25 protein-coding genes and 2 tRNA genes are annotated in these 26,968 nt (G+C 72.9%); 18 read left to right on the forward strand and 9 right to left on the reverse strand.

Annotated features, from left to right (window positions below):
- Nucleotides 1–144: 144 nt before the first annotated feature.
- From ABZW10_RS10825 to ABZW10_RS10835, 3 genes are all read left to right on the forward strand, one after another.
- Nucleotides 145–942 carry a carbon-nitrogen family hydrolase gene (locus ABZW10_RS10825; RefSeq protein ID WP_355362588.1) on the forward strand — a complete coding sequence of 266 codons (798 nt, stop codon included), beginning with the start codon at nucleotides 145–147 and terminating at the stop codon, nucleotides 940–942.
- A 248-nt stretch (nucleotides 943–1,190) separates the two neighbouring features.
- Nucleotides 1,191–2,264: a GntR family transcriptional regulator gene (locus tag ABZW10_RS10830; RefSeq protein ID WP_355362590.1), complete on the forward strand. Its 1,074-nt coding sequence runs from the start codon at nucleotides 1,191–1,193 to the stop codon at nucleotides 2,262–2,264.
- Nucleotides 2,265–2,381: 117 nt separating this feature from the next.
- Nucleotides 2,382–3,029: a hypothetical protein gene (locus ABZW10_RS10835; RefSeq protein ID WP_355362592.1), complete on the forward strand. Its 648-nt coding sequence runs from the start codon at nucleotides 2,382–2,384 to the stop codon at nucleotides 3,027–3,029.
- Between the two features lie 100 nt (nucleotides 3,030–3,129).
- Here ABZW10_RS10835 and ABZW10_RS10840 read toward each other — a convergent pair whose 3' ends face one another.
- Nucleotides 3,130–3,915 (reverse strand): SLATT domain-containing protein, encoded by a 786-nt coding sequence (locus ABZW10_RS10840; RefSeq protein WP_355362594.1) that lies wholly within the window; start codon nucleotides 3,913–3,915, stop codon nucleotides 3,130–3,132.
- A 470-nt stretch (nucleotides 3,916–4,385) separates the two neighbouring features.
- On the opposite strand from ABZW10_RS10840, the gene purD reads away from it, so the two are divergent.
- From purD to ABZW10_RS10885, 9 genes are all read left to right on the forward strand, one after another.
- A complete protein-coding gene (purD, locus tag ABZW10_RS10845; protein WP_355362596.1) occupies nucleotides 4,386–5,633 on the forward strand; it encodes a phosphoribosylamine--glycine ligase in 1,248 nt (415 codons plus the stop codon).
- Nucleotides 5,634–6,254: 621 nt separating this feature from the next.
- Entirely contained in the window at nucleotides 6,255–7,823 is a 1,569-nt protein-coding gene (locus tag ABZW10_RS10850) for a hypothetical protein (protein ID WP_355362598.1), read from the forward strand.
- Nucleotides 7,824–8,051: 228 nt separating this feature from the next.
- Nucleotides 8,052–9,590 carry a N,N-dimethylformamidase beta subunit family domain-containing protein gene (locus ABZW10_RS10855; RefSeq protein ID WP_355362600.1) on the forward strand — a complete coding sequence of 513 codons (1,539 nt, stop codon included), beginning with the start codon at nucleotides 8,052–8,054 and terminating at the stop codon, nucleotides 9,588–9,590.
- Between the two features lie 107 nt (nucleotides 9,591–9,697).
- Complete coding sequence (locus tag ABZW10_RS10860) at nucleotides 9,698–10,597, forward strand: phosphoribosylaminoimidazolesuccinocarboxamide synthase (protein ID WP_355362602.1); 900 nt, start codon at nucleotides 9,698–9,700, stop codon at nucleotides 10,595–10,597.
- A gap of 152 nt (nucleotides 10,598–10,749) precedes the next feature.
- A complete protein-coding gene (lxmK, locus tag ABZW10_RS10865) occupies nucleotides 10,750–11,859 on the forward strand; it encodes a class V lanthionine synthetase subunit LxmK (RefSeq protein ID WP_355362604.1) in 1,110 nt (369 codons plus the stop codon).
- Nucleotides 11,856–12,833, forward strand: coding sequence for a T3SS effector HopA1 family protein (locus ABZW10_RS10870; protein WP_355362606.1), 978 nt, complete (start codon nucleotides 11,856–11,858; stop codon nucleotides 12,831–12,833). Before lxmK ends, ABZW10_RS10870 begins: the two co-directional genes overlap by 4 nt.
- Nucleotides 12,811–13,176: a transposase gene (locus ABZW10_RS10875; protein WP_355362608.1), complete on the forward strand. Its 366-nt coding sequence runs from the start codon at nucleotides 12,811–12,813 to the stop codon at nucleotides 13,174–13,176. Before ABZW10_RS10870 ends, ABZW10_RS10875 begins: the two co-directional genes overlap by 23 nt.
- Nucleotides 13,177–13,266: 90 nt before the next feature.
- On the forward strand, nucleotides 13,267–14,469 hold the full coding sequence (locus ABZW10_RS10880) for a pitrilysin family protein (RefSeq protein ID WP_355362610.1): 1,203 nt from the start codon (nucleotides 13,267–13,269) through the stop codon (nucleotides 14,467–14,469).
- Between the two features lie 12 nt (nucleotides 14,470–14,481).
- Complete coding sequence (locus ABZW10_RS10885) at nucleotides 14,482–15,822, forward strand: pitrilysin family protein (protein WP_355362612.1); 1,341 nt, start codon at nucleotides 14,482–14,484, stop codon at nucleotides 15,820–15,822.
- A gap of 35 nt (nucleotides 15,823–15,857) precedes the next feature.
- Here the strand turns inward: ABZW10_RS10885 and ABZW10_RS10890 are convergent, their stop codons facing one another.
- Both ABZW10_RS10890 and ABZW10_RS10895 read right to left on the reverse strand, forming a co-directional pair.
- Nucleotides 15,858–16,487 carry a flavoprotein gene (locus tag ABZW10_RS10890; protein WP_355362614.1) on the reverse strand — a complete coding sequence of 210 codons (630 nt, stop codon included), beginning with the start codon at nucleotides 16,485–16,487 and terminating at the stop codon, nucleotides 15,858–15,860.
- 99 nt (nucleotides 16,488–16,586) lie between these two features.
- Nucleotides 16,587–16,742, reverse strand: coding sequence for an LxmA leader domain family RiPP (locus tag ABZW10_RS10895; protein WP_355362616.1), 156 nt, complete (start codon nucleotides 16,740–16,742; stop codon nucleotides 16,587–16,589).
- A 241-nt stretch (nucleotides 16,743–16,983) separates the two neighbouring features.
- Between ABZW10_RS10895 and ABZW10_RS10900 the strand changes: the two genes are divergently transcribed.
- On the forward strand, nucleotides 16,984–17,934 hold the full coding sequence (locus tag ABZW10_RS10900; protein WP_355362618.1) for a hypothetical protein: 951 nt from the start codon (nucleotides 16,984–16,986) through the stop codon (nucleotides 17,932–17,934).
- Nucleotides 17,935–17,986: 52 nt separating this feature from the next.
- Here ABZW10_RS10900 and ABZW10_RS10905 read toward each other — a convergent pair.
- The 3 genes from ABZW10_RS10905 to ABZW10_RS10915 form a co-directional block, all read right to left on the reverse strand.
- Nucleotides 17,987–18,062, reverse strand: a tRNA-Gly gene (locus tag ABZW10_RS10905).
- Nucleotides 18,063–18,103: 41 nt separating this feature from the next.
- Nucleotides 18,104–18,176, reverse strand: a tRNA-Gly gene (locus ABZW10_RS10910).
- 132 nt (nucleotides 18,177–18,308) lie between these two features.
- Nucleotides 18,309–18,626: an Lsr2 family protein gene (locus ABZW10_RS10915; RefSeq protein WP_355362620.1), complete on the reverse strand. Its 318-nt coding sequence runs from the start codon at nucleotides 18,624–18,626 to the stop codon at nucleotides 18,309–18,311.
- A gap of 468 nt (nucleotides 18,627–19,094) precedes the next feature.
- Between ABZW10_RS10915 and purS the strand changes: the two genes are divergently transcribed.
- From purS to ABZW10_RS10935, 4 genes are all read left to right on the forward strand, one after another.
- On the forward strand, nucleotides 19,095–19,349 hold the full coding sequence (gene purS, locus ABZW10_RS10920) for a phosphoribosylformylglycinamidine synthase subunit PurS (RefSeq protein WP_030304493.1): 255 nt from the start codon (nucleotides 19,095–19,097) through the stop codon (nucleotides 19,347–19,349).
- A complete protein-coding gene (purQ, locus tag ABZW10_RS10925) occupies nucleotides 19,346–20,023 on the forward strand; it encodes a phosphoribosylformylglycinamidine synthase subunit PurQ (protein WP_355362623.1) in 678 nt (225 codons plus the stop codon). Before purS ends, purQ begins: the two co-directional genes overlap by 4 nt.
- Nucleotides 20,023–22,278 carry a phosphoribosylformylglycinamidine synthase subunit PurL gene (purL, locus tag ABZW10_RS10930; RefSeq protein ID WP_355362625.1) on the forward strand — a complete coding sequence of 752 codons (2,256 nt, stop codon included), beginning with the start codon at nucleotides 20,023–20,025 and terminating at the stop codon, nucleotides 22,276–22,278. Before purQ ends, purL begins: the two co-directional genes overlap by 1 nt.
- A 73-nt stretch (nucleotides 22,279–22,351) precedes the next feature.
- On the forward strand, nucleotides 22,352–23,164 hold the full coding sequence (locus ABZW10_RS10935; protein ID WP_355362627.1) for a sterol carrier family protein: 813 nt from the start codon (nucleotides 22,352–22,354) through the stop codon (nucleotides 23,162–23,164).
- A gap of 23 nt (nucleotides 23,165–23,187) precedes the next feature.
- Here the strand turns inward: ABZW10_RS10935 and ABZW10_RS10940 are convergent, their stop codons facing one another.
- The 3 genes from ABZW10_RS10940 to fbaA all read right to left on the reverse strand — a co-directional run bounded on the left by ABZW10_RS10940 (nucleotide 23,188) and on the right by fbaA (nucleotide 25,801).
- Entirely contained in the window at nucleotides 23,188–24,099 is a 912-nt protein-coding gene (locus tag ABZW10_RS10940) for a DUF3152 domain-containing protein (RefSeq protein WP_355362629.1), read from the reverse strand.
- 199 nt (nucleotides 24,100–24,298) lie between these two features.
- Nucleotides 24,299–24,712, reverse strand: coding sequence for a DUF3151 domain-containing protein (locus tag ABZW10_RS10945; protein WP_355362631.1), 414 nt, complete (start codon nucleotides 24,710–24,712; stop codon nucleotides 24,299–24,301).
- 66 nt (nucleotides 24,713–24,778) lie between these two features.
- Nucleotides 24,779–25,801, reverse strand: a complete 1,023-nt coding sequence (gene fbaA / locus ABZW10_RS10950) for a class II fructose-bisphosphate aldolase (RefSeq protein ID WP_355362633.1) — start codon at nucleotides 25,799–25,801, stop codon at nucleotides 24,779–24,781.
- Nucleotides 25,802–26,156: 355 nt separating this feature from the next.
- Between fbaA and ABZW10_RS10955 the strand changes: the two genes are divergently transcribed.
- Nucleotides 26,157–26,879 (forward strand): VTT domain-containing protein, encoded by a 723-nt coding sequence (locus tag ABZW10_RS10955; protein WP_355362635.1) that lies wholly within the window; start codon nucleotides 26,157–26,159, stop codon nucleotides 26,877–26,879.
- Nucleotides 26,880–26,968: the final 89 nt, after the last annotated feature.

The following is a 26,968-nucleotide window of genomic DNA, read 5'->3' on the forward strand; positions in this document are numbered from 1 at the left end:
GCCACGCGTGCCCGCGGTTTCCTGGGTCGGCCGGGAATTCCGGCTTCCGGGCGCACACGCTAACCGCACGTTACGCTGCCGGGTGAGAGCAGGGCAGCGCTTTCGGGTGACGATCGTAGGACTCTTGCCGTGGACGGTGGTACTGTGCGCGCTTCATTGATCCAACTCGCGGTCTCCGACGCCGAGCCCCCGGCCGAGCGGAGGGCCCGCGCGGCCGCGCTGGTGCGGGCGCAGCGGGGATCGGACCTGGTGGTCCTGCCCGAGCTGTGGCCGCTCGGCGGCTTCGCGTACGACCTCTGGTCGGACGGCGCGGAGTCGCTGGACGGGCCGACCTCGGACGCGATGGCGGCGGCCGCCAGGGCGGCGGGGGTGTGGCTGCACGCCGGTTCCATCGTCGAGCGCGACCCGGACGGGCCGATCTACAACACCTCGCTGCTGTTCGCCCCGGACGGCGAGCTGGTGCACACCTACCGCAAGATCCACCGCTTCGGCTTCGACAGCGGCGAGGCGGTGGTGATGGGGGCCGGGCAGGAGATCGTCACCGCGGCGACCGACGTCGGCACGCTGGGCCTGGCGACCTGCTACGACCTGCGGTTCCCGGAGCTGTTCCGGGCGCTGCTGGACGCCGGCGCGCAGGTGCTGGTGGTGCCGGCGGCCTGGCCGGAGCGGCGGCGGGAGCACTGGACGCTGCTGAACCGGGCGCGCGCGGTCGAGGAGCAGGCGTACGTGCTGGCCTGCAACACGGCGGGGACGCACGGCGGGGTCGAGCAGGCGGGGCACAGCATCGCGGTGGACCCGTGGGGCCGGGTGCTGGCCGAGGCGGGGGCGGGGGAGGAGGTGCTGACCGTGGAGTTCGATCCGGCGGAGGTGGCGAAGGCACGCGCCGAGTTCCCGGTGCACCGGGACCGGCTGCTCGGCATCCCGGCGCCGGTCCAGCGCTGAGGCGGCCGGCCCGGAGGCGGCGGGCGGAAGGCCGTCCGGGGGCACCGGTCCCACGGTCGTCCGGCGCTCGACCGGCGCACGTTCGGCGGCCGGGAGCGTACGGGGGCGTACGGGGGCGCGCGCAGAGTATGGGGGGCTTGTACACGTCGGTGTCCAATTTGAGAAGATGAGCCCTCGTCGTGTTACCAGTCCGTACACCGCCGGTCTGTTCCGTCAGGCCGTCCCGCCCGCCCGAGGAGGTCGCGCGCATGTTCGGGACCGACGCGGGCGACCCCCGTCCGGTGATCCAGCGCAACAGCCTGCGCGAGCAGATAGCCGGCGCGCTGCGCGAGGAGATGATGGCCGGCCGGCTGGCGGCCGGGCGGAACTTCACCGTCAAGGAGATCGCCGAGCTGTACGGGGTCTCGGCGACCCCGGCCCGGGAGGCGCTGGTCGACCTCTCCGCCCAGGGACTGCTCCGCGCCGAGCACCACCGCGGCTTCACCGTTCCCGAGTTCGGCTGGGACGACTTCCGGGAGATCTTCGAGACCCGGGTGCTGATCACCGACAGCTACTACCGCCGACTGGCCACCGACCCCGGCCGGCAGGACGGGAGCCGGCTCACCTCGCTGCGCCGCCGGGCGGACGCGGCGGCCCGGGCGGCCCGGGCGGGCAACCTCGACGTGATGGTGGGCTGCGACCGCCGGTTCTGGCAGGAGGTCGGCGGGCTGATGGGCAACCGCCGGATCGCCGACTACCTGGACTGGCTGCGGGTGCAGTCGTGGATGTTCGCCGCGCGGTTCCTGCGGTCGACGCCCCAGCTCGCCGGGGTCTGCTGGGACGGCCACCTCGACCTGGTGGAGGCGATCGAGGCGCGCGACGTGCCGCGCTCGCACCGCGTCATCTGCGAGTACAACCTCTTCACCGTCGGGCTGCTGGCCGAGCTGGCCGGCGAGTCGGTGGAGACGGTGAAGGTGTTGCCGCTGCTGACCGGGCGCCTGCTCGCCGTCCCGGGCGGCCAGGACGCTCCGGCCGCGCCGCCCGACACCCCGGAGGACGCCGCGCCGGGGAAGGCCGGGGCGGGCACCGGGACCGCCGCCACCGAGGAGCCGCGTCCGGGGGAGCCCGCCCGACCGGCGGATCCGGGCCGCGCGACCGGCGGCGCCCGGGGACGGGAGCGCGAGCTGGGCCGGGAGCTGGGCCGCGAACTGGGCCTGGGACTCGGCCTGGTGCCGCAGCCGCGCTCGGTGCCGTACGGGCGGTTCGGTCGCCGGCCGTCCGATCCGCCGCCGGACCAACTGCCCGGGGGACAGCCCGATCCGCATCGCTCGCCGGGCCGGTAGGGTGGGCGGTCGTCCGTCCCGGCCGCGCCTCGTGGCGGTGGTCCGGGCACCGACCCGCCCATCCGCCGTCCGCCGCCGCGCGGCCGGTTCCCCGCGTCCGGAGAGGAAGAGCCGGCCATGGCCTGCGACCTCTGGCTCGTCCCGCTGGTGGACGTGCTGAGCCACAGCCCCGACAACCCCTTCCGGGACGACCTCGCGCTGTACAACCAGGTGCTGGCCTCCCGCGGCCTGCCCGAGATGCCGGTCTACCGGTTCGTGCCGGGGCTCAGCGGGGCGGTCGAGCCGATAGCCGCCTTCGACTACGACTCGCTGCACTTCCTGCGCCGGGCCTATCTGCTGGGTCTGACCGGCCTGGACATCACGCCGGTGGACGCGCTCGGCGGCGACTACGAGCAACTGCTGGAGATGTTCGAGAGCAGCGCCGAGCAGTCGCACCTGGTCTGGCACTTCGACCACGCCGGCGCGTACGTGCCGATCGAGTTCGCCGCCCCGCTGGTGGAGGAGTCGCTGCTCGCCGCGGGCGGTCCGCTCGGCTCCAGCCACGGGCTGCTGCGCGAGCTGCAGGCCGTCGCCCCGGCGCTGGGCATCGACCCGCTCGACCCGCCGGCGCCGACCCGGCCGCTCGGCCCGACCGGCCTGGAGCAGCCGTTCGGCCCGCCGCTGGACGACCTGCACCCGTTCGCCCGGGAGCGGCACGCCTGGGCGGGCCTGTACGCGGCGGCGACCCGGAGCCTGCACCAGGGCTCGATGGTCGTCTTCGCCTGAGCCTGAGCCTGAGCCTGAGCCTGAGCCCGAACCCGGGCCGATCCGAACCCGAACCCGAACCCGGGCGCGGGCCCAAGGCCTGGCCCGCCCCCGGCCCGCGCTACCGCAGCGGACCCTCCGGCGGCCGCTGGCGCGGCATGGTGGGCCTGGTCCCCGGCGGCGGCAGCACCCGCACCTGGGCGCCGACGCCCGGCTCGGTGCGCCCGCCCCAGCTGCCGGCGACCTGGGTGGGCAGCTGGGTCATCCCGGCCCGGAACTCCAGCATCCACTCCGAGGTCTCGGTGCGGACCATGTCCGAGACGTCCTCGCAGAACCGCCGCAGCACCCCGAGGCACCGCTCGGCGGCCTCGCCCGCGGTGCCCTCGGTGGGACCGAGCACCTCCCGGACGCACTCCGAGGCCCAGTCGAACTGGAAGGCCTCCAGGCGCCGCTGCAGCGCCTGCGCGGTGGAGACGTCGCGCATCCAGCCGGAGGTCAGCCCGAACACCCGGTCCGCGCCGTAGCAGGCGGCGGCCAGCGCCAGCCCGACGTAGCCCCAGCCGGTGGCGTTGTCGACGGTCCCGGTGAGGTCGACCAGCGGGGCGGTGATCCCGCCGACCGCGAAGCCGGCCGAGGCGAACCTCAGCAGCCGGGCCCAGCGGCGCTTCCAGACCCGGTCCCTGCGGTACCACTCGACGGCCTCGACCGCCCGCTCCTCGGACCAGCGGTACAGCTCCTCCAGCCGTTCCGCGGGCTCGCCCCAGTCGCCCAGGGGGAACTGGCGGGTGCTCAGATCGGACCGGCGGCGGGTCGAGGGCCGGCGCGCCACGGTCGTGGCGGGCTGGTCCTCCTCACCGATCTCCTTGCCCCAGGCACTCTCCTCGGGCTGCATTTCCGGCTGGCTCACCTGTGGGGCTCCCTGTGGCGGGCGGACTGCTGGTCTCGCTGGTTCCGACTCTGCGCGGACCGACGTGTCCTCGGCCTGACGACCCGTGGAACGACGGACAACGCGCCGGCCACACCGCCGCTCCGGGGCGTGCTGCGGATGCCCGGGGCGGCGTCGCCGGCGGCCGCCGGCGGTGGTCCAACAGCACTTCTTACCGCCAAATGGCTTACCGTGTGGGCGCTTCGCCAATGATCGTTACCGGATTCGGCCACCGGATCCCGAGGTGAGAGGGTTGCGGCGGTCGGCGGGATTTCACCCGTCCGAGCGAGGGTCCGGTGACCCGCTGTCCTGACCCGGACACCGCGCGCCGATCCCGGGGGGTCCGAACTGGAGGATCCTCCCAGGCTCTGCGGGTGCCGGATCCGCCCCGCTGTCTCTTCCTACGGGACCGGAGAGCGGCCGGAACCGGCCACCGACTACCCTTGCCCAGCGTGAAGGTCCTCGTCATCGGCGGCGGCGCCCGCGAACACGCCCTGTGCCGCTCTCTGTCCCAAGATCCCGCCGTGACCGAGCTGCACTGTGCCCCGGGCAACGCCGGGATCGCGCAGGTGGCGACGGTCCACCCGGTCGACCAGCTCGACGGCGCTCAGGTCACCGCGCTCGCCACCGCGCTCGGTGCCCAACTGGTCGTGGTCGGCCCGGAGGCCCCGCTGGTCGCGGGTGTCGCCGACGCCGTGCGCGCGGCCGGCGTCGCGGTGTTCGGCCCGTCCGCCGAAGCCGCCCGGCTGGAGGGCTCCAAGGCGTTCGCCAAGGACGTGATGGCCGCCGCCGGGGTCCCGACCGCCCGCTCCTACGTCTGCACCACGGCCGCCGAGGCCGCCAAGGCGCTGGACGCCTTCGGCGCCCCGTACGTGGTCAAGGACGACGGCCTGGCCGCCGGCAAGGGCGTCGTGGTCACCTCCGACCGCGACGAGGCGCTGGCCCACGCCGCCGCCTGCGGGCAGGTGGTGATCGAGGAGTACCTGGACGGCCCCGAGGTCTCGCTGTTCGCGATCACCGACGGCAGCACCGTCCTGCCGCTCCAGCCGGCCCAGGACTTCAAGCGGGCCCTGGACGGCGACCAGGGTCCCAACACCGGCGGCATGGGTGCCTACTCGCCGCTGCCCTGGGCGCCCGAGGGCCTGGTCGAGGAGGTCCTGGCGACCGTCCTGCAGCCCACCGTGGACGAGCTGCGCCGACGCGGCACCCCGTTCTCCGGCCTGCTCTACGCGGGCCTGGCGCTGACCTCGCGCGGCACCCGGGTGATCGAGTTCAACGCCCGCTTCGGCGACCCGGAGACCCAGGTCGTGCTGGCCCGGCTGCGCACCCCGCTGGCCGGCGTCCTGCACGCCTCGGCGACCGGCACGCTGGACCAGCTGGAGCCACTGCGCTGGGACGAGGGCGCCGCGGTCACCGTGGTGATCGCCTCCAAGGGCTACCCGGCGGCGCCGCGCACCGGCGACCCGATCGAGGGCCTGGCCGAGGCGGAGGCCGCCGACGGCACCGCGTACGTGCTGCACGCCGGGACGAAGGCGGCCGAGGACGGCCGGGTGCTGAGCGCCGGAGGCCGCGTCCTGTCGGTCACCGCGACCGGCGCCGGGCTCGCCGAGGCGCGCGAGCGGGCCTACCGGTCGGTGGAGCGGATCTCGCTGGCGGGCGGCCAGCACCGCGGCGACATCGCGCTGAAGGCCGCGCAGTAGCGGCCGCGCACCCCCTCCTCCCCCTCCGGGCCCCCGGCGAGCGATCCGCGCGCCGGGGGCCCGGGCGTTCGCCGGCCCGCGGGCGACCCCCGGCGCGGTCCGCGAGCCCCGCGGGCCCCGTGGACAACCCCCATGGACGCAGCGCCGCCGGGCGTTTCGGGGCCGAGCGGGGCCGGAGCGCTCTTCGGGCGCGGCACACCGTTCGGCGGCCGGAATCCAGCCCATCGAGTGACAGCGGCCGCATCCGGCTGACGTAACCGGGTGCCCGGCCTTATGGTGCGCTGGACCACGGCACCACAGGTCGGGCCGCTTCCGCCCGCCGCCGGGTAGCGGCGGTCGTGCGGGGGGATGCTGGACGGCGTCCGGCCGGACCGGACACGCCCGGCCCGTCCGATGCCGCCCCGGGCGGCCGTCCGGAATCCGGGCGGCGTCACCGGGACGAGTGGAACCGGGGCGATCCGGAACACCACCCGGACACGGGCGTCGAAAATGTCAGAAGCGCCACGCAGCATGTACTACCGGGGCTCGGACGCCACCGTTTCCCGGTCGGAACCGATCGTTTCGAACGGCTCAGGGGCCCTCACCGGGCACCCGAGGGCTCCGAAGGGGGTGCCGCACCGTATGGCCGCTGTCGACACCGCGCGCGCTCACGCCCACGCGGTCCTGCGCATCCGAGGACTCGCCCTGGCCGCCGCCGCGCTGCCCGCCGCTGCCGCGGTGGTCCTGCTCGCCGGCCGGCTCACCGGCCGGATCGGCGCCCCCGGCTCACCCGACGCCGCTGGCTGGGACATCGCCCGCTGGGCGGTCTGCGCGGTGGCCGCGCTCACCCTGCTGGTGGCCGCCGCGGCCGCCCGCGGATACCGCCGGGCCGTCCCGCCGCAGACCCCGGCCGTCCCGCTCGGCCGCGCCCAGGCCCCCGAGCTGTACCGGCTGATCGACGACCTGGCCGACCGGCTGGAGGTCCCCGCGCCCTCCGCCGTCGCGCTCACCCCGGACTGCGACAGCTGGCTGGAGGACGTCCCCGCGGCCCGGCCCCGCCGCCGCGCCCGCGCCGCCCGCGTCGAACCGCCCGCGCCGGTCCTGGTGATCGGCTCGCCCTTCCTCTGGTGGATGCGGGCCGGCGAGCTGCGCGCCCTGCTCGCCCCGGTGGTGGCCGGCACCGCGGCCGCCGCCGACCCCGAGATCGCCGCCGCCCGCCGCTTCCTGCGCGCCCTCGACGCCAGCCTGGACACCGGTTCCGCGGCCGGCCCGGCCGGTGCCCCCGGCCCCGGCACCCCCCGCCCGCCCCGGCGCGGCCCGGCCGCGCTCACCGACCGGATCACCCGCCGGCTGCTCGGCGCCTGCCGCGGCCACGCCGCCGAGCTGGAGCGGTCGGTCGCCGGCTGGGCCTCCGAACAGGCCCGCGGGGTGGACTACGGCCTGCGGATCGCCGCCCAGGAGCAGGTCGGCCTCGCCTACGCGGGCTGGGACCGGCTGCTCACCCGGGTCGCGCTGCCCGCCTGGCGGCTCGGCCGGCACCCCGCGCACCTCAACGCCGGCGTGGTCGCCGCACTCACCGAACTCTCCCGGCGCGACCGGCTGGCCGACGGCTACGGCAGCCGGCTCGGCGACCGCCCGGCCTGCGACCTGCTGGAGGAGCCCGGCACGGTGGACGCCGCCGTCTCCCGGCTCGCCGCCGAACTGTTCTTCGGCGCGCCCGCCTCCGGCGGCCGGCGCGAGCTGGAGTGGGCCGACTACCCGGCCGACGTCGTGGACGCCGGCTGGCGGGCCCGCGCCGCCGCCCTGCAGTCCGCCCTGGACCTGCTCGCCCCGCAGGCCCGCCCCGGTGCCCCGACGCTGACCCGGCTGCTGAACCGGCTCGCCGACGGCGACGGCGAGCGGCTGGCCGCCGCGCTGGTCGCCCAGCCGGCCCGCACCGCCGCCCCCGCACCCCTGCTCGAACCGGTCCGCACCGCGCGGGACGTGCTGGTGGACCACGTCACCGCGATGGTCTGCTGCGCCGCCGTGGACACCGCGGGCGCCGTCCCCGGCCTCGACTGGCTGGACGGCCCGGTGCTGCTGCTCGGCGGGGTGCGCCGCACCGACCTCGCCGAACCGGTCGCCCAGGCCGTCGAGCAGGGCCAGGACGGACCGCTGCGGGCCTGGCTGGACGCCGCCGACGTCCGGCTGGAGAAGCCCGTCCGGCTCTGACCGGCACCGCCGGGAGGGGCGCGCAGCCCCTGCGCGAGCGCCCCCGGTCGACCCGGCCGCCCCGGGTCTTCGCAGGCCGGAGGCCCTCCGCCCGCCGGCCCGGAAGATTCCCGCCACTAGTTGCTACCGTAGGGTGACGCAGCGCCAGCACGGTGTGGTGTATTAGTCCGCACGCACATCCGGGAGGCACATGCCAGCCCGGCGGAGGTGCACCTGGGAGGGGCGCGCGTGGGGACCGAAGCCAACCGCCGCTGGGAGTCCGGGACGCACGCGCACAGCGTCTCCGACCCCTTCGGCCAGGGCCCGCTGCCCTGGCTGCGCAGCCCGGACCAGTACCTCGCCGGCGCCGAGGGCGATGTCCCCTGGTACGTCTCGGTGGACGCCCCCGGGCAGCGTCCGCTGGCCGCCGGGGTGCGCGGCAAGCCCGCGGTCGGCACCCCGCTGAGCGCCAACGACGAGGAACAGCAGATCAAGGGCTTCGCCTCGGCCGGCGTGGTCCGCCCCGGCGGCTCGGTGGACCTGCGGGTCACCGTCAACCCGCCCCGCGAGTTCACCGTCGACGTCTTCCGGATCGGCCACTACGCGGGCGACGGCGCCCACCACATGACCTCCAGCCCGCTGATCGCCGGCATGGTCCAGCCGGCCCCGATGGTGGCCGGCCGGACCGTCTCCTGCCACCACTGGTGGCACACCTGGCGGCTGCAGATCCCGAACCACTGGCGGCCCGGCGCGTACGTCGCCGTGCTCACCACCGCCGACATGCTGCACCGCAGCCACATCCCCTTCACGGTCCGGGACTTCGAGGACCAGACCCGTGCCGCCGAACTGCTGCTGGTGGTCCCGGACGTCACCTGGCAGGCGTACAACCTCTTCCCCGAGGACGGCCGCAGCGGCGCCAGCCTCTACCACGCCTGGGACGGCGGCCGGCTGGTCGGCGAGACCGAGGCGGCCGTCACCGTCTCCTTCGACCGCCCGCACGCCACCGCCGGGCTCCCGCTGCACGTCGGCCACGCCTACGACTTCATCCGCTGGGCCGAGCGCTACGGCTACGACCTCTCCTACGCCACCGCCACCGACCTGCACGCCGGACTGGTCGACGCCTCCCGGCACCGGGTGCTGGTCTTCCCCGGCCACGACGAGTACTGGTCCGAACCGATGCGCCGGGCCGCCGAAGGGGCCAGGGACGGCGGCACCTCGCTGGTCTTCCTCTCCGCCAACACCATGTACTGGCGGGTCGAGCTGAGCCCCGGCCCGTCCGGCGAGCCCAACCGGATGCTCAACTGCCGCAAGCGCCAGAAGGTCCGCCCCGACGACCCGGCCGCCGGGGCCCCCGGCGCCGCCAGCGCGCTGTGGCGCGACGCCGGCGAGCCGGAGCAGCGGCTGCTCGGCCTGCAGTACTCCGGCCGGGTCGCCACCGCCGTCCCGCTGGTCGCCCGGCACACCGCGCACTGGTTCTGGGCCGGCACCGGCCTGCACGAGGGCGACGGGCTGCCCGGACTGGTGGCCGGCGAGGCGGACCGCTACTACCCCAAGGTCGCCCTGCCCGGTCACACCGAACGGGTGCTGCTCGCCCACTCCCCGTACCAGGACCCGGCCGGGCGCACCCGCTACCAGGAGACCTCGCTCTACCGGGCACCCAGCGGCGCCTACGTGTTCGCCTCCGGCACCTTCGCCTGGTCGCCGGCGCTGGACCGGCCGGGGCTCACCGACGAGCGGATCCAGCGCGCCACCGCGAACCTGCTGGACCGCCTCTGCAAGAACGACTGAGCGGCCCTCGGGCCGGTCCGCCCGGGCGGTCGTGACAGACTCGACCCCAGTGACCTCCCCTTTCGCGCCGCACCGCCCGCGAACGACCCCTGAGGACTGAGACGACCTTGAGCGGATTTGTCACCAAGCCCGAGCCGGTCCAGGTGCCCGGCCTGGTCCACCTGCACACCGGCAAGGTGCGCGACCTGTACCGCACCGAGTCGGGTGACCTCGTGATGGTCGCCAGCGACCGCACCTCCGCCTACGACTGGGTGCTGCCCAACGAGATCCCGGACAAGGGCCGCATCCTCACCCAGCTCTCGCTGTGGTGGTTCGAGCGGATCGCGGACATCGTGCCCAACCACGTGATCTCCACCGAGGTCCCGGCCGGCGCCCCGGCCGACTGGAAGGGCCGCACCCTGGTCTGCCGCAGCCTGGACATGGTCCCGGTCGAGTGCGTGGCCCGTGGCTACCTGGCCGGCTCCGGCCTGGAGGAGTACCGCGCCTCCCGCACCGTCTGCGGCATCGCCCTGCCCGAGGGCCTGGACGACGGCTCCGAGCTGCCCGCCCCGATCTACACCCCGGCGCTCAAGGCCGAGGTCGGCGAGCACGACGAGAACGTCCCCTACGAGGAGACGGCCCGCCGGATCGGCGCCGAGCTGGCGGCCCAGCTGCGCCAGACCACCCTGGCCGTCTACTCCCAGGCCCGGGACATCGCCCGCGAGCGGGGCATCATCCTGGCCGACACCAAGTTCGAGTTCGGTCTGCTGGACGGCGAGCTGGTGATCGGCGACGAGGTGCTGACCCCGGACTCCTCGCGGTTCTGGCCGGCCGACGCGTGGGAGCCGGGCCGCTCGCAGCCCTCCTTCGACAAGCAGATCGTCCGCGACTGGCTGACCTCCCCGGCCTCCGGCTGGGACCGCCGCAGCGAGCAGCCGCCGCCGCAGCTGCCCGCCGAGGTGGTCGAGAAGGTCCGCGGCAAGTACGTCGAGGCCTATGAGCGGCTGACCGGCCTCAGCTGGTCCTGACACCCGCGGAATGACACCGCCTGTCGCAGCCCTGCTGCGGCAGGCGGTTCTCTTTGGCATTCGTGGACAAAACCCCTATTCCGGGCGTCGGGTTCCGGCCGCTCCGGATACAAACATCCTTGCCCCTGTGTTAAATCCATGCTTACACTGCGATGGTGGACGTACGCGGTCGATTTGAGCCTGTCGAGTTGTCCAGGGTGCCGGAAGTGGGGGAGCTTTTCGGGAACTTAGGTTTAGGGGAATTTGACGGGGCGGTCGTCTCGCGAAGCGGGCGCAACGATAATTGGGCCGGCTTGACGTCCTCCGGGGCCCGGGTATTCGTCAAACGGCACGGTGAATTCGGCGGGGCGAGCTCGAGGGGTTTTGACCGGGCGCTGAGCTTCGAGGAAGCGGTCGCCGGCCAGTCGATTTCGACGGAACTCCGGTACCCGGCCGTTCTCGGTTATGACAGGGATTCGCTCCTGGTCGCCTTCGAATGGCTGGAGAATGCCCGGTCGGGGGCGGACCTGGCCTTCGACGGCGGCTTCGGTGAGGACCTCTCGGAGCAGGCCGGGCGCTGCATCGCACGCGTACACGGCCTCGACGTCGGTGGGATCGAGATCGACGACTCCGTGCCTCCCATGCCCCCGGAGAGCATCCTCGACGCCCTCCCGCTGAGCCAGTGGGTCGAGAGCAGCGGTGCGCAGTTGAAGGCCTTGGCGCTGCTCCAGTCGGACGCGGCCCTGATCGCCGCCTTGCGTGAACTGCGAGCCGCCGAGGCGTCCGCCGGTCTGCGACCGGGTCACTGCGACCTCCGGCTGGACCAGTTCCTCGTCGTGGACGAGGTGCTGCACCTCACGGACTGGGAGGAGTTCCGGCTGGCCGACCCGGCCCGGGACATCGGGAGCTTCGCCGGCGAATGGCTGTACCGGGCGGTGATGGCGATCCCCGAAGCCCTCGACGCCGAGCAGGGAGAGCCGGGCGACGACGTCTACACCCATGAAGCCGTCGTGGCCCAGGGGGTACGGGAGTTGGAGCGACTGCGGCCGCGGATCACGGCGTTCTGCCGCGGATACCGCGAGGTACGGGGTGAACCGGAGGCGGGGCTGGCCGAGCGGGCGGCACGCTACGCGGGTTGGCACCTGATCGAACGGATGATCGCATCGGCCACTCAGCGGAGCCGGACCTCCGCGCTGGACCTCGGTGCGGCGGGCATCGGCCGCAGCATCCTGCTGAAACCCGCGGCCTTCATCAGCATCCTGGGACTGGGGGGTCTGGTATGACCGAAACCGGGCACGTGATCTCGTCGGCCCTGACGGATGCCCTGCACCGGGTCGAGGTGGCCGGGGACGGCCTGCGGGCCGTCGTGGGCACCCACGAACTGACCGCCGAGAACCCCCGTGCGCTGCAGCGGCAGCTGAGCACCACCCTGTACGAGGTGCTGCACACGGGCCGCGACCCGGAGCAGGGCGAGCGCCCGCGGACCCTCAGGGACACGGAGCTGGAAGCGCGGTTCGGCCGCGCCATGCCGCACCGGCGTACCAGGGTGCGGGCGACCCTGCTGCACGCCCCGGCGGACGGTTCGTACGTGATGAATCACGGGGGCCTCCGGCTGAAGGTTCCGGCGGCAGCGCTCATGGGCGAGCCGGAGGGCGCGGAGGGATCGCAGGTCGACGTGATGCTGCCGGCTGCTCGGCCCGCCCTGTCGACCGGATTCTTCCTGGCCGACGGATCCCGTGGAGCCGTGGACAGCCGGCCGGTGATCCGGGTGTACGTGCATCTGGAGGACGTGGACGCCGCCGTCGAGGCCTGGGGCCGGATCCTGTCGTCCCTGGAAGGGGCGGAGGTGCCCTACCGGGCCAAGGTGCTCTCGACCCGGAGGCTGTTGCCCCGGCGCGACGCCCTGGTCGTCTACCTCGGTCCCCGGGCCTGGCGCGTGGTGCCGGTGGTGGCCGCGGCGGTGGAGGGGCTGGCCGGGGTCGGAGCGGGTTCCTCTCCGATCACTCGGCGGCTGGCGCCCGGGGTGGGGTTCGCCTGGGAGCCGCAGGACGGCAGGCCCGCGATGCGCGGGCTGAGCTTCGGCGAGCACCGCATGCGGGTGCTGGCCGGGGCCCTGGTCAGCCACGCGCTGACCGGGGGCGGGGGCAGTCGCGAAGAGCTCGTCGCCACGCGTTTCGTGGAGGCCAATATCGACCCGGCAGATCCGGCGAGAAATATTGACTCCCCTGTTCTTGATGAAAATTTCCTGGCGGGTTGATAAGTCGTCCGAGAGGGGATGGATAATGGCGCGGCCGCCAGTGATTCCGGTCGAACAGAAGGTCGCGATCGTTCTCAGAGTGCTCTCGGGTGCAGAGTCGATGGCGCAGGCAGCTCGTCGTGCCAAGGTCTCCGAGCAATCGATCGCGAACTGGCGCAGGCAGTTTATCGACGGCGGTCGTACCGGCTTGGAGGGGTACAGTTCGCGATCCGTCCAGCGGGAGCGGCAGCTGCGCCAGGAGATCATGGAACTGAAAGCTGCGCTGGGGGAGGCGTACTTCGAACTGCGGATCCGGCGCGGAGTTGCCCGGCGCAGGCCGGGAACGTTGATTCAGAACGGCTGACGAATGTCCTTGCTGCCACTGCACCGATTCTCACTCGACAACGGTCTCCGCGTGGTCCTCCGGCCGGTTCGAGGGGTCCCCGCCGTTGGCGTGAGCGTCCACTACGACGTCGGATTCAGGTCCGAGCCCGAGGGGCGGACCGGGTTCGCCCACCTCTTCGAGCACCTGATGAGCCAGGGCAGCGGAAACGTTCAGGGGATGGAGCACGGGACCCTGATCGAGGCGGCCGGCGGTTCGGCCGGTGGTTCGACCCACCACGACTACACGGACTACTACCAGGCCGTGCCCTCGGCCGCACTGGAGCAGGTGCTGTTCCTGGAGGCCGACCGCATGCGCGGTCCACGGCTGACGGCCGAGAGCCTGCGGACGCAGACCGAGATCGTCAAGGAGGAGATCAGGAGCAACGTGCTGAACCGGCCGTACGGGGGTTTCCCGTGGACGGTACTGCCCGGGATCCTCTACCGGACCCACCCGAACGCGCACAACGGCTACGGGGAGTTCTCCGATCTGGAGCAGACCACGGTCGAAGAGTGCGAGCAGTTCTTCGGCCAGTACTACGTTCCGGCCAACGCCCTCCTGACCGTCGTCGGTGACATCGACGTCCCGGCTGCCGAAGAACTGGTCCGGCGGCACTTCGACGATGTGCCCGGCGGCGTGCGGCCGGTCGCCGTGCGGCTCGACGAGCCCCGGCCGGTCGCCACGAGGGAGGGAACCTGCCGGGATCCGCATGCGGCACTGCCGGCGGTCGCCGTGGGGTACCGGCTGCCGGATCCACGCACCGAACTGGACGCCTACCTCGCGCACATGGTGCTCGCCACGACGCTCACCAGATGGGAGTCCTCACGCCTGAAGCGGCAACTGATCCACCAGGGGCGGCTGGCGGTGGCCGTGAGCGCCAGCTGCGGCTTCTTCGGGCCGCTGGAGGCACGTGCCCCGGACACGTTCGTCACCGCGGTGACGCACCCGACCACCACGCCGACGGACCGGATCCTCGAGGTGCTGGACGGCACGCTGGCGGACCTCGGCGCCCGTGGTCCGAGCGAGGACGAACTGGCCCGGGCGACCGGCTGGCTGGCCGCGACCTCCCTGCGCCGCAACGACGACCTGCTCGCCCGGACGCGAGCCGTCGGTGCGTTCGAGCTGTTGCACGGACGGGCCGAGCTGGTGGACGAACTGCCGGACCGGCTCCGTGCGGTCACCCCCGTGCAGGTTGCCGAGGCCGCTGCCGGACTGAGGCCCGACTCCCGGGCCGTGCTGACCCTCCTGACCGGTCCCCGTACCGTCCACACCTGAGGAGCACCGCCCGTGCGCCCCACCACGAAGGTCCCCCGTCAGCTCCCTCCGCTGGGAGTCCACCGAGCCTTCCGGCTGCCGGAGACGGCTGACGCCGTCCTGCCCGACGGCCTGCGGGTGATCTGCCTGCGCAGCCCGTCCGTGCCCATGATCGAGCTCGTCCTCCGCATCCCCTTCCTCTGCGCCACGCAGAACGACGCGGCCACGGCCGAGGTCCTGGCCACCACACTGCTCCGGGGGAGCCCCGGGCGTGGGCACGACGACGTGGACACCGAGCTGGCTCGGGCCGGCTGCTCACTGCGCGCGGTGCGCAGGTCCGACCGGTTCGAGATCTCCGGGTCCGGGCCCTCGGCGGCGCTGGAGACCCTGGTCGGAGTTCTGGCGGACGCCCTCACCGGCGCGTCGCACGCCGAAGCGGAGGTCGACCGGGCCCGGAGACGGCTGGCCGAACGGCTGCCGCTGCTGCGGGCCCGCCCGAGCACCGTGGTCGCGGAGGCGCTGCGCGTGCACTGCCGGGGGGACTCACCCGGCTCGCGGCTCATCCCGGCCGAGGCTGCGGTGGCGTCGGTGACCGCCGACGGCGTGCGGTCCCTGCACCGGGCCGGTGTGGTTTCGGCGGGGGCGCAGCTGGTCCTGGTGGGGGACCTCGATCCCGAGCGGACCGTGGCGCTGCTGGCCGCACGGCTGGGCCAGTGGCGGTCGCGCGAGCCGGTCGAGGCCGTGGTGCCGAGGGCACCGGAACTCTGGCAACGGCCGGTGCGGCTGGTGGACCGGCCCGGGGCCGTCCAGTCGCTGATCAGGCTCGTGGCACCGGCCCTTCCCCGGACGGATCCGGGTTTCGCCGCACTCAGCCTGGCGAACGTGGTGTTCGGCGGTTCCTTCTCCTCACGTCTGCTGTCCAACATCCGTGAGCGTGGGGGGTACGCCTACTGGGCGGGTTCCCGCTTCGACGACATCCTGGACACGATGGTGATCGCGGTGAGCGCCGACACCTCCACGGACACCACGGCCTCGGCGGTCGCGGAGATCCGGGCCGAACTGCGGAGGATGGCCACCGAGCCGGTCACCGACGACGAACTGCGGCGGGCCAGGGACTACCTGCTCGGAGCGAGTGCGCTCGCGATGTCCTCGCAGGTCAGGCTGGCCGCGGCGGTGTCCACCACGGTCGGTGCCGGCCTGTCCCCGCAGTGGCTCGCGTCGTTCGCGGACGAGGTCCGAGCCGTGACCGGACGGCAGGTGCGGGAGTCGGCCGAGCAGATGTTCGCATCGGCTGCCTTCACCGGTGTCGTGCTGGGTGACGCCCGGTTGCTCGCGGGGCCACTCGGCGAGCACCTTGACATGGTCCTGGCCTGACAGGAAGTCCCGGCCCGAGCGGCCGGGGCTTCCTGTCAGCCCTGCGCCTGCCCATTCGTCCGCAGCCGTTCCAGCGACTCGATCACCCCGGTGAGCGGGGCCGCGGGCGAGCCGTCCGGCTGCCGGCTGCTCACGCTCAGGCCCTTGTGCGGAGGCACCACGACGATGTTGGCGCGGCTCTGCAGCTCTGCCAGGTGCTTCAGGTAGACCGGTGAGGTCACCGCGTCCGGGGGAAGCGCCGGGGCGATCACGAGGGGAGCCCGGGTGGTCTGCAGCGCCATCTGGGAAGGCGTGTCGGGCAGGCCGATCGACAGCCGGGCGATGTAGTGCAGGCTCGCCGGGTACACGGCGATCGCGTCGGGCCACTGCGCCAGGTCGACGTGGAGGGGAGACGCTTCCGGCTCCTCCGACCAGACGTCCTGCAGCACCTCGCGGCCCAGGATCGGCGTCAGCGCGTTCCGCGTGACGAAGCGCTCGGCTGCCCGGGTCAGCACCACCCGCAGGTCCAGATCAGGGTAGGACAGGCGCAGCCAGTTGATCCAGAACGGGAGCGAAGCCGCCCCGAGGGCGCCGCTGCCGACCAGTAGCAGCCGCCGAGCGCCGAAGGCCGGTGCTCCGGAGGTGCCGACGCTGCCCGGTACGCGGTCCTGATCCGCCGCAGACATGAAGGTCCTTTCATCAGCTCGCCAAGGGGGCGCCAGGCGGGAGCACAGGTCCGGGTGCCTGCCGCTGGTCGGCAGGCACCCGGCATGGTGAGCGGTTGGTCAGCAACCGAAGTAGTAGGTCTCCACCACGGTCGGCGTCACCGTGCAGATCGGCGTGGTGGCGGGGGCCTCGTCGGCCGCGCTGGCGCCGAACTCCTCGGCGTCGGTGTAAGCGGCGTAGCCGGCGATCAGTTCCTCGGTGGTGTTGATCTCCATGCGTCCTCCTGAAGGGAAGGCGGGGTCGGCCCTCTGCAGGCCGTCCGGTGCCCGCGCTTCGATTATTAGCGGAGAGCGGGCAGCCAAAGCTGGGGGTTGTTTGTTGCTGAACCCGCTCTGAGCTGCGCCTTTGCCGTGGCCGCACTACTTACCCGGTCTCCGGGGCGATGTGGGACCGCTGCCGTTCGCGACGCTGCGGCAGGATGTGCGGTCGGCAACCGGCGCAGTATGGGAGGAACGCGTGCGGGAGACGGCAGTGACCGGCGACATGGTTCAGGAGTTCGGAACGGGGTTCCTGCGGACCACGATCCACCGGACGGATCAGGGCTATCTATGGATCCGACGTGCCGGGCCGCTTCGGGGGTCGGCGCTGGTCGGACCCTCTGACGAGGTCCGAACGGCGATCACCGCGATGGCGGCCGGGGAGGTCGCTCTCGTGCTGCCACGGGCCACCACGTCGGGAGCGCTCGGGTACGAGGTCACCGGTGAGGTCCCGCTGGTGCGGATGGTGCTGACCGCGCGGACGGAGGCGGACCATCGTGGCCTCGTCCCGGTGCTCCGCGGAGTGGGTGGGGCGCTGCGTCGGCTCCATGCCGAGGTCGACCCGCTGCTCGCCGCTCCCGGGCCGCCCGGCCCGGCGCGACTGGCGGCTTGGATGGACCGGGGGAACGGCCCGGGCGCTGCCCGGGAGCTCCACGTGTTCATGCGGCGGCGGCTGGGGGCCGCGCGGTGGCAGCGGGTGCGCGCCTGGTGCGACCGACTGGCCGGCGGGGAGGCGTCGGACGTCTTCCTGCACGGTGCTCCGGGTTCGGGGACGACCGTACTGGGTGGCGGCGGCCGGTGCTCCGCACTGCTGACGGGGGAGGACCACGCCCGCGGGCCCCGGGGTTTCGACGTCGGCTGGCTGCTCGGCGAACTCGCCGAGCTCAGGATCTTCAGGTCGCGCGCGGTCACGGGGGGGACTCCCCGGTCGGCGGCCGAGGACCGGCTTTCCGCGGCTCTGCTGGAGGGGTACGGGAAGCTGACGGGGGAGGGGGAGGCCGTGGGGCAGGCGGCGGTCCTGAGGATGCTCACACATGCCCATGACTTCGCGACGTATGTGAGATGGGACGCAGAGCTGGAGCACTACGGTGACGCCCTCACCTCGCTCATCGACGAGGGCGGTATGGGCCTGGTCCCGTCCGGAATCTGAGCTCCGGCCCGGAACGCCGAAGGGCCCTCTCGATCGAGAGGGCCCTTCGTACTGGAGCGGACGACGAGATTCGAACTCGCGACCCTCACCTTGGCAAGGTGATGCTCTACCAACTGAGCCACGTCCGCAGGGGTTGAACTATGTAATTGTGCTGTGCTCGCGCACTGCGAGCGGACGACGAGATTCGAACTCGCGACCCTCACCTTGGCAAGGTGATGCTCTACCAACTGAGCCACGTCCGCACGGTGCCTTGTGGGGCACCGGCCGCCTCTTCGGATCTCTCCGTTGCGGCGACGAGGAATACTCTACAGCATCCGAAGGGGTGGTCGTCCCGCCCTCCGCGGGCGGACGGGACGACCGGTGACCGCGGGAGTTCAGTTCTCCTCGGCGAACGCCTCGTACACGTGCTTCGGGATGCGGCCGCGGGCCGGCAGCTCCATGCCGCGGGACTGGGCCCAGGCGCGCACGGCGGCCGGGTCAGGGGTGAGGGCGGTACGGCGGAAGGACTTCCCGGTACGGCTCTGGCGGCGGCCGGCGGCGACGAACGGGGCGAGGGCCTTCCGCAGCTTTTCCGCGTTGTCCACGGACAAATCGATCTCGTACGACTTCCCGTCCACGCCGAAGTGGACGGTTTCCGCGGCGGCGCCGCCGTCCAGGTCGTCGGAGAGCGTGACAACTACACGCTGAGCCATGGGTGTCAATCCTCTCGGGCAATTCGGCCGACAAGGGCGCGGGTGCGCTCCCGGGCCTGATGTGCACCACTCGCGCAAGTGCATACGGGCAGGCCGGATGGCCGTGCCGGATACGCAGCACTCACCGCGGCAGGTGGCCCTATTCTGCACCCGAAGCGGGGAGAAATCGAAGAGTCCGGCTTTCTTTTCCGGATATTCACGTGTCTTCGCCGGGGTGCCGGATACCGGGTGCACTCGGCTGGCCGATCTGTCCGGAGTGCCGGTATTCGGGTGCTCTTCGGCCGCTCCCGCGGCGGCCGTGGAATCCGTCGAAAAGGGGCGCGCGGCGGGGGGTTCCGGGCCGATGGAGGCCTTGCGGCGTAAGGGTCGTGAGTCTACGCGCGTCACTACGCCCGGCCAGCAATCCCGCCCGAAACCCCTTGTAGTCTGGAGTTCCCCCGCCTCACGAAGACACCACCGGGAGTGCCAGTGGCACGCGTCGTAGTCGACGTCATGCTCAAGCCGGAGATCCTCGACCCCCAGGGACAGGCGGTGCAGCGCGCACTGCCCCGTCTCGGATTCACCGGGATCGCCGACGTCCGCCAGGGCAAGCGTTTCGAGCTGGAGCTGGAGGGCCCGGTCGACGACGCCGCGCTCGCCCGCATCCGCGAAGCCGCCGAGACCTTTCTCGCCAACACCGTGATCGAGGACTTCACGGTCCGCGTCGAGGAGGAGGGCAAGTGACCACCCGCGTCGGCGTCGTCACTTTCCCCGGCTCCCTCGACGACCGCGACGCCCAGCGCGCGGTCCGCCTCGCCGGCGCCGAGCCGGTCGCCCTCTGGCACCGTGACAAGGATCTCCACCAGGTCGACGCCGTCGTCCTGCCGGGCGGATTCAGTTACGGCGACTATCTGCGCTGCGGCGCGATCTCCCGCTTCTCGCCGGTGATGGACACCATCATCGAGCAGGCCAGGGCGGGAATGCCGGTTCTCGGTATCTGCAACGGCTTCCAGGTGCTGTGCGAATCGCACCTGCTGCCCGGCGCGCTCACCCGCAACGACTCGCTGCACTTCATCTGCCGCGACCAGAAGCTGCGGATCGAGAACAACGGCACCGCCTGGACCCGCGATTACGCGGTCGGCCAGGAAATCGTCGTGCCGCTGAAGAACGGCGAGGGCCGCTTCGTCGCCGACGAGCACGTCCTGGACGAGCTGGAGGCCGAGGGCCGGGTGGTCGCCCGTTACCTCGACGTCAACCCCAACGGTTCGTACCGCGACATCGCCGGCATCACCAACGCGGCCGGCAATGTCGTGGGCCTGATGCCGCACCCCGAGCACGCCGTGGAGCCGCTCACCGGTCCCACCACCGAGGGCCTGGGCTTCTTCACTTCCGTCCTGAAGCAGCTGGTGAACGCCTGATGAGCCTCGACACCGTCAAGAACGCCGAGCAGACCCCGGACGCCGCCCAGCCGTGGGCCGAGCTCGGCCTCAAGCAGGACGAGTACGCGCGCATCCGGGAGATTCTCGGCCGCCGCCCGACCGGCGCGGAACTCGCGATGTACTCGGTCATGTGGTCCGAGCACTGTTCGTACAAGAGCTCCAAGGTCCACCTGAAGCAGTTCGGCGAGAAGAAGCCCGAGACGGACGCGATGCTCGTCGGCATCGGCGAGAACGCCGGTGTGGTCGACGTCGGCCAGGGTTACGCGGTCACCTTCAAGGTCGAGTCGCACAACCACCCGTCGTACATCGAGCCCTACCAGGGCGCGGCCACCGGCATCGGCGGCATCGTCCGCGACATCCTGGCGATGGGCGCCCGCCCGGTCGCCGTGATGGACCCGCTGCGGTTCGGCGCGGCCGACCACCCGGACACCCGGCGCGTGCTGCCCGGGATCGTCGCGGGCATCGGCGGCTACGGCAACTGCCTGGGCCTGCCGAACATCGGCGGCGAGGTCGTCTTCGACTCCTGCTACCAGGGCAACCCGCTGGTCAACGCGCTGTGCGTGGGCGTCATGAAGCACGAGGACATCCACCTCGCGCAGGCCTCCGGCGCCGGCAACAAGGTCATCCTGTACGGAGCCCGCACCGGCGGCGACGGCATCGGCGGCGTCTCGGTGCTCGCCTCCGAGACCTTCGACGACAGCAAGCCGGCCAAGCGCCCGGCGGTCCAGGTCGGCGACCCGTTCCAGGAGAAGCTCCTCATCGAGTGCACCCTGGAGATCTTCCGCGAGAAGCTCGTCAAGGGCATCCAGGACCTCGGCGGCGCCGGTCTGTCCTGCGCCACCTCCGAGCTGGCCTCGGCCGGCTCCGGCGGCATGCGGATCGACCTCGACACCGTGCACCTGCGCGACCACACGCTCTCGCCGGAGGAGATCCTCATGAGCGAGTCGCAGGAGCGCATGTGCGCCATCGTCGAGCCCGAGAAGGTCGCCCGCTTCCTGGAGATCTGCGAGAAGTGGGACGTCATCGCCAACGTCATCGGTGAGGTCACCGACGGCGAGCGGCTGGAGATCTTCTGGCAGGGCGAGCTCGTGGTGGACGTGCCGCCGCGCACCGTCGCCCACGAGGGCCCGACCTACCAGCGTCCGTACGCCCGCCCGAGCTGGCAGGACGCGCTGCAGGCCGACGCCCCGACCGCCGAGCGGCTGGCCCGCCCGACCACCGGTGAGGGCCTCAAGGCCGACCTGCTGAAGGTCGCCTCGCACCCGAACCAGGCCTCCAAGTCCTGGATCACCGACCAGTACGACCGCTACGTGCTCGGCAACACCGTGCTCTCGCACGGCGAGGACTCGGGCATGATCCGGATCGACGACGAGACCAACCTCGGCGTCTCGGTCGCCACCGACGGCAACGGCCGCTTCACCAAGCTGGACCCGTACACCGGTGCCCAGCTGGCCCTCGCCGAGGCGTACCGCAACGTCGCGGCCGGCGGTGCCAAGCCGCTCGCGGTCTCCGACTGCCTCAACTTCGGCTCCCCCGAGGACCCGGACGTGATGTGGCAGTTCGCCGAGGCCACCCGCGGTCTGGCCGACGCCTGCCTGACCCTCGGCACCCCGGTGACCGGTGGCAACGTCTCGCTGTACAACCAGACCGGCGAGGTCGCCATCCACCCGACCCCGGTGGTCGCGGTGCTCGGCGTCATCGACGACGTCACCCGCCGCACCCCGGTGGCCTTCGCCGAGGAGGGGCAGTTGCTCTACCTGCTCGGCGACACCGCGGACGAGCTGGGCGGCTCGGCCTGGTCGCAGGCGGTCCACGAGCACCTGGGCGGCCTGCCGCCCAAGGTCGACCTGGAGCGCGAGCGGCTGCTCGGCGAGATCCTGATCTCCGGCTCGCGCGACGGCATGATCGACGCCGCGCACGACCTGTCCGACGGCGGCCTGGGCCAGGCCCTGGTGGAGAGCTGCCTCAAGGGCGGCCGCGGCGCGCGGATCGTCGTGCCCGAGGGCATCGACCCGTTCGTGTTCCTGTTCTCCGAGTCGGCCGGCCGCGCCGTCGTGGCGGTGCCGCGCAGCGAGGAGCTCCGGTTCAACGACATGTGCACCGCGCGGGGCCTGCCGGCCACCCGGATCGGTGTGGTCGACGGTGACGCCCTGGACGTCCAGGACCAGTTCAGCGTCTCGCTGGCGGAGCTGAAGGACGCCCACACCGGCGTCATCGAGGCCCTGCTGGGCTGAGTGCCCGAGCACGTCCCCCGGGGGCGGACGGTTCCGAGCGGAACCGTCCGCCCCCGGGCGTATGTTGGGGGCCATGCCTGCCAAGTCCCGTACCTACCAGCCCGCCAAGGTGCGGGCCGCGCTGTCGGCGCAGAGCGAGGCCCTGCGCGCCGCCGTCCACCGGCTGACGGCCGCCGAACTGGACCGCCCGACCCGGCTGGGGGAGTGGCGGGTGCGCGAGCTGCTGGCGCACCTCGCCGTCCAGATCGCCTGGCTGCCCGCGCACCTCGACGACCCGCTGGAGGGCCGGCCGCCGCTGGACCTGCCGCAGTGGACCGCCCGGGTCGGCGCGATCGCCCCGCTGCTCGACGAGCAGGCCAGGGCGCGGACGGCGGAGGAGTTCGCCGGTGACCCGGCCTCGGTGGCGGCGGCCTTCGACCGGGCCGTGGAGGCGCTGCTGGCCGCCCTGGCGCGGCCCGGGACGGCCGATCCGGCCCGGCGGTTCGAGATCCGGCTCGGCTCGATGCTGCTCACCGAGTTCCTGGTGACCCGGCTGGTCGAGACGGTGGTGCACGCCGACGACCTGGCCGAGGCGCTCGGCCCCGAACCCTTCCCGCACGACCGGCAGGCGGTGGCCGCCGTCACCCGGATGCTCGCCGACGCCTTCGCCGAGCGGGTGCCCGGCGGCGCGGTCGAGCTGCGGGTGCCGCCGTACGCGGTGGTGCAGGCCGTCGAGGGGCCGCGGCACACCCGGGGCACCCCGCCGAACGTGGTCGAGACCGACCCGCTGACCTGGATCCGGCTGGCCACCGGCCGCACCGGCTGGGCGGACGCCGCCGAGGCCGCCGCGCTGTCCGCGAGCGGCGAGCGCAGCGACCTGCGGGCCCACCTGCCCCTGCTCGGCTGAGCCCGGACGCCCGCCGGGCCGGTTCAGGGCACCGACGGTCCGCCCAGGTAGCGGCCGTCGGGGCCGTACGGCCAGGCGTTGGGCTTGCAGCCCTTGAGACCGTAGATCTGCTGCATCATCGCGGGCGCCGGCTTGCCGGGGCCGGGGCAGGACTCGTGGCCGTGGCCGATCCGGTGGCCGACCTCGTGGTTGACCACCAGGGCCCGGTACTCGTCGATCGGGCCGTCGAACTGGGGTGAGCCGGTGGTCCAGCGCTTGACGTTGACCAGCACCTGGTTGCCGACGTTGCAGTTCACCTCACTGCGGGTGTCGAGCCCGGCGGCGCCGCAGATCCGGTCGACGGTGGCGGGGGAGGCGATCTTCACGGTGAAGTCGTAGTCGCCGTCGGCGACCAGCTGGAAGCCGTTCCTCCGGTCGTTGGTCCAGCCGCGCCGGTCGGCCAGGATGCCCTGGATCTGGGTGGCGGAGGCGGCGGCGTCGATGCCGATGCCGTTCTCGACCTCGACCCGGTAGCGGCGGATCCGGCCCTGGCCGACCGGGTCGGCGGAGCCCCGGGCGAGGGTGAAGGCACCGGTGCCCTGGGCGGGGGCGCTCTGCGAGCCGCTCGGCTGCGGGGTGGGGGAGGGGCCGGGGGACGTCGGCGCGGGGGTCGTGGCGGCCGGGGTCGTCGGGGCCGCGGGCGGGGCCGAGGACGGCGGCGGGGCGGCGCTGGTCGGTGCCGGGGCGCCCTCGGGCGGGGCGATCCGGGCCCGGGCGGTCCGGTCGGCGTCGGGCAGCACGTCCGGGTGGTTCAGCACGAAGAGGGTGCCGCCGAGGATCGCCACCGCGGTGACCAGGGCGGTGAACATGCCGGGCCCGAGCCGGCGGCGCGACGGGCGCCGACGGCGCGGGGAGGCCGCGGTACGGGGCCGGCGGGCGGGTCTGGGTGCGGGCACGCTGGGGGCTCTCTGTCGACCGGTGGGGTCGCCAACCCTCGAACCGATGTGCGCGCCCCCTCGCGGGTTCACCCTGGCACGGCGGAGCGGTGGATGTCCACGGACCCCGGGCCGCGCGGAACGGCCGACGCCGCCCCCGGCTGCCCGTCGGGGGCACCGGGGACGGCGTCGGCGGCGGTCCGGCCACCGGGGCCGGGGGTCAGCCCAGCGTGGCGGCGGCGGTCGGCGAGCTGTCCCGCAGGAACTGCTGGCAGCGCTCCGCCTCCTCCTTCTCCTCGATCGCGGCGGCGGCCCGGCCGAGCGCGTGCAGTGCCCGCAGGAAGCCGCGGTTCGGCTCGTGCTCCCAAGGCACCGGGCCGTGGCCCTTCCAGCCGCTGCGCCGCAGCGCGTCCAGCCCGCGGTGGTAGCCGGTGCGGGCGTAGGCGTAGGACTCCACGACCCGGCCGGCCGTGTAGGCGTCGTCGGCGAGCTGTGCCCAGGCCAACGAGGAGGTCGGGAACTTCGCCGCGACCTCGGCCGGGGAGGCGCCGCCGGCCAGCAGCTCCAGCGGAGCGGGCTCGGCGGGCAGGTGCGTCGGGGGCGGACCCCCGAGGAGGTTCTCGTGAATGGTCATGCCCCCCAGTGAACCACCGGGGGGCACGGACGCAGGACCTCGTTCACCTCGTTCGAGGTGCGGGCCTCACTTCAGGCGGTTGCCGGCCGAGCGCAGCTGCTGGGCGGCCTCGAGCACGCGGGCGGCCATGCCGGCCTCGGCCAGCTTGCCCCAGGTGCGCGGGTCGTAGGTGTTCTTCTTGCCGACCTCGCCGTCGACCTTCAGCACGCCGTCGTAGTTGGCGAACATGTGGCCGGCCACCGGGCGGGTGAAGGCGTACTGGGTGTCGGTGTCCAGGTTCATCTTCACGACGCCGTTCTCCAGCGCGGTGGCGATCTCCTCGGCGCTGGAGCCGGAGCCGCCGTGGAAGACGAAGTCGAACGGGTCGGTCTTGCCGTACTGCTTGCCGATCGCGTCCTGCAGCTCGCGCAGCAGCTCCGGCTTCAGCACGACGTTGCCCGGCTTGTAGACACCGTGCACGTTGCCGAAGGAGGCGGCCAGCAGGTAGCGGCCCTTCTCGCCCAGGCCCAGCGCCTCGGCGGTGCGGACGGCGTCGTTGACGGTGGTGTACAGCTCGTCGTTGATCTCGTGCGTGACACCGTCCTCCTCGCCGCCGGTCGGGGTGATCTCGACCTCAAGGATGATCTTGGCGGCGGCGGCCTGGGCGAGCAGCTCCTGGGCGATCGCCAGGTTGTCACTCAGGGTCTCGGCGGAGCCGTCCCACATGTGCGACTGGAACAGCGGGTTCTGGCCCTTGGCCACGCGCTCGGCGGAGACCGCCAGCAGCGGGCGGACGTAGCCGTCCAGCTTGTCCTTCGGGCAGTGGTCGGTGTGCAGCGCGACGGTGACGTCGTACTTGGCGGCGACGATGTGCGCGAACTCGGCGAGCGCGACGGCGCCGGTCACCATGTCCTTGTTGTGCTGGCCGCCCAGGAACTCCGCGCCGCCGGTCGAGATCTGGATGATGCCGTCACTCTCGGCCTCGGCGAAGCCGCGGAGCGCGGCGTGCAGGGTCTGCGACGAGGTCACGTTGATCGCCGGGTAGGCGAACTTGCCCGCCTTGGCCCGGTCCAGCATCTCGTTGTAGACCTCGGGAGTTGCGATGGGCATGCGAATCCGCTCCTGTCGGGTGTGCGGCGCACGGACGGTGCTGTCCGACGCTGTGTACGCCTGGTGACGACTCCGGGGTACCGGGGCCGGTGCGCGGCTCTGCGGTGCGGCGGACCGGTACCAAGGTTCGAGGCAGCGGCCGCGGTGCGGCGATGAGGGTGTTCGCCACTGCGGGCCGGACGCCGGTGCCATCTTCCCAGAATGCCTACCGGCTCCACCATGCGGCCCGCCTGTCGGGACGGCGGGCCCGCCGCGCTCCCCGGGGGGTCGGAGAGGAGGTGCGACGAAAGGATGAGCGCGCGCTCGACCCCGGGGGCGAAGCCCCGGAAAAGACGGGACCGCTATCCTGCGCCGTGTGGACTACAACCAGCTGGCCGTCAATCTGCTCGACGCCAAATCACTGATCTCGTCCCTCGGTGCCATCGGGCTGATCGCGATCATCTTCGCGGAGACCGGCCTCCTGGTCGGGTTCTTCTTCCCGGGTGACTCGCTGCTCATCATCGCCGGCGTGGCCTCCTCCAGCGCCGCCTCGTCGGTGCTCGGCGACGGTGCGCGGCTTCCGCTCGCGACCCTGTTGATCGGAGCCCCGATCGCGGCCATCGCCGGCGCCCAGCTCGGGCACCAGATCGGCGTGAAGGTCGGACCGAGGATGTTCGACAAGCCGGAATCGAAGATCTTCAAGCGCGAGTACGTGCTGAAGGCCGAGGAGTACTTCAACCGCTTCGGCCCCGGCAAGGCCGTCGTGCTCGCCCGCTTCATGCCGATCGTGCGGACCTTCCTGAACCCGGTCGCGGGCACCCTGGACATGCCGGCCAAGACCTTCTTCCTCTGGAACGTGGTCGGCGGCGTGCTGTGGACCGAGTCGATGCTGCTGATCGGCTACTTCTTCGGTGACGCGCTCGCCCCGGTGATCGACAAGTACCTGATCCCGGCGGTGCTGCTGATCGTGCTGCTCTCGATCTCGCCGATGATCTTCGAGGTGCTGCGCGAGCGCAAGAAGAAGAAGGCCGGTGGCGCGCAGGCCGCCGAGGGCGGCGAGGCCGTCCAGGCCGGCGGCGGTCGGCACCGGCGCGACTGAGCCCGTCCCCGTTCCGCACAACGGCCGGGGCCGGTGTGTTTCACGTGAAAAAAAACGCCCCCCGCCGGGGAGTCTGCGCGGGGGGGGGA

The sequence above is a fragment of the Kitasatospora sp. NPDC004723 genome, from assembly GCF_040609255.1.
GTDB lineage: Bacteria > Actinomycetota > Actinomycetes > Streptomycetales > Streptomycetaceae > Kitasatospora.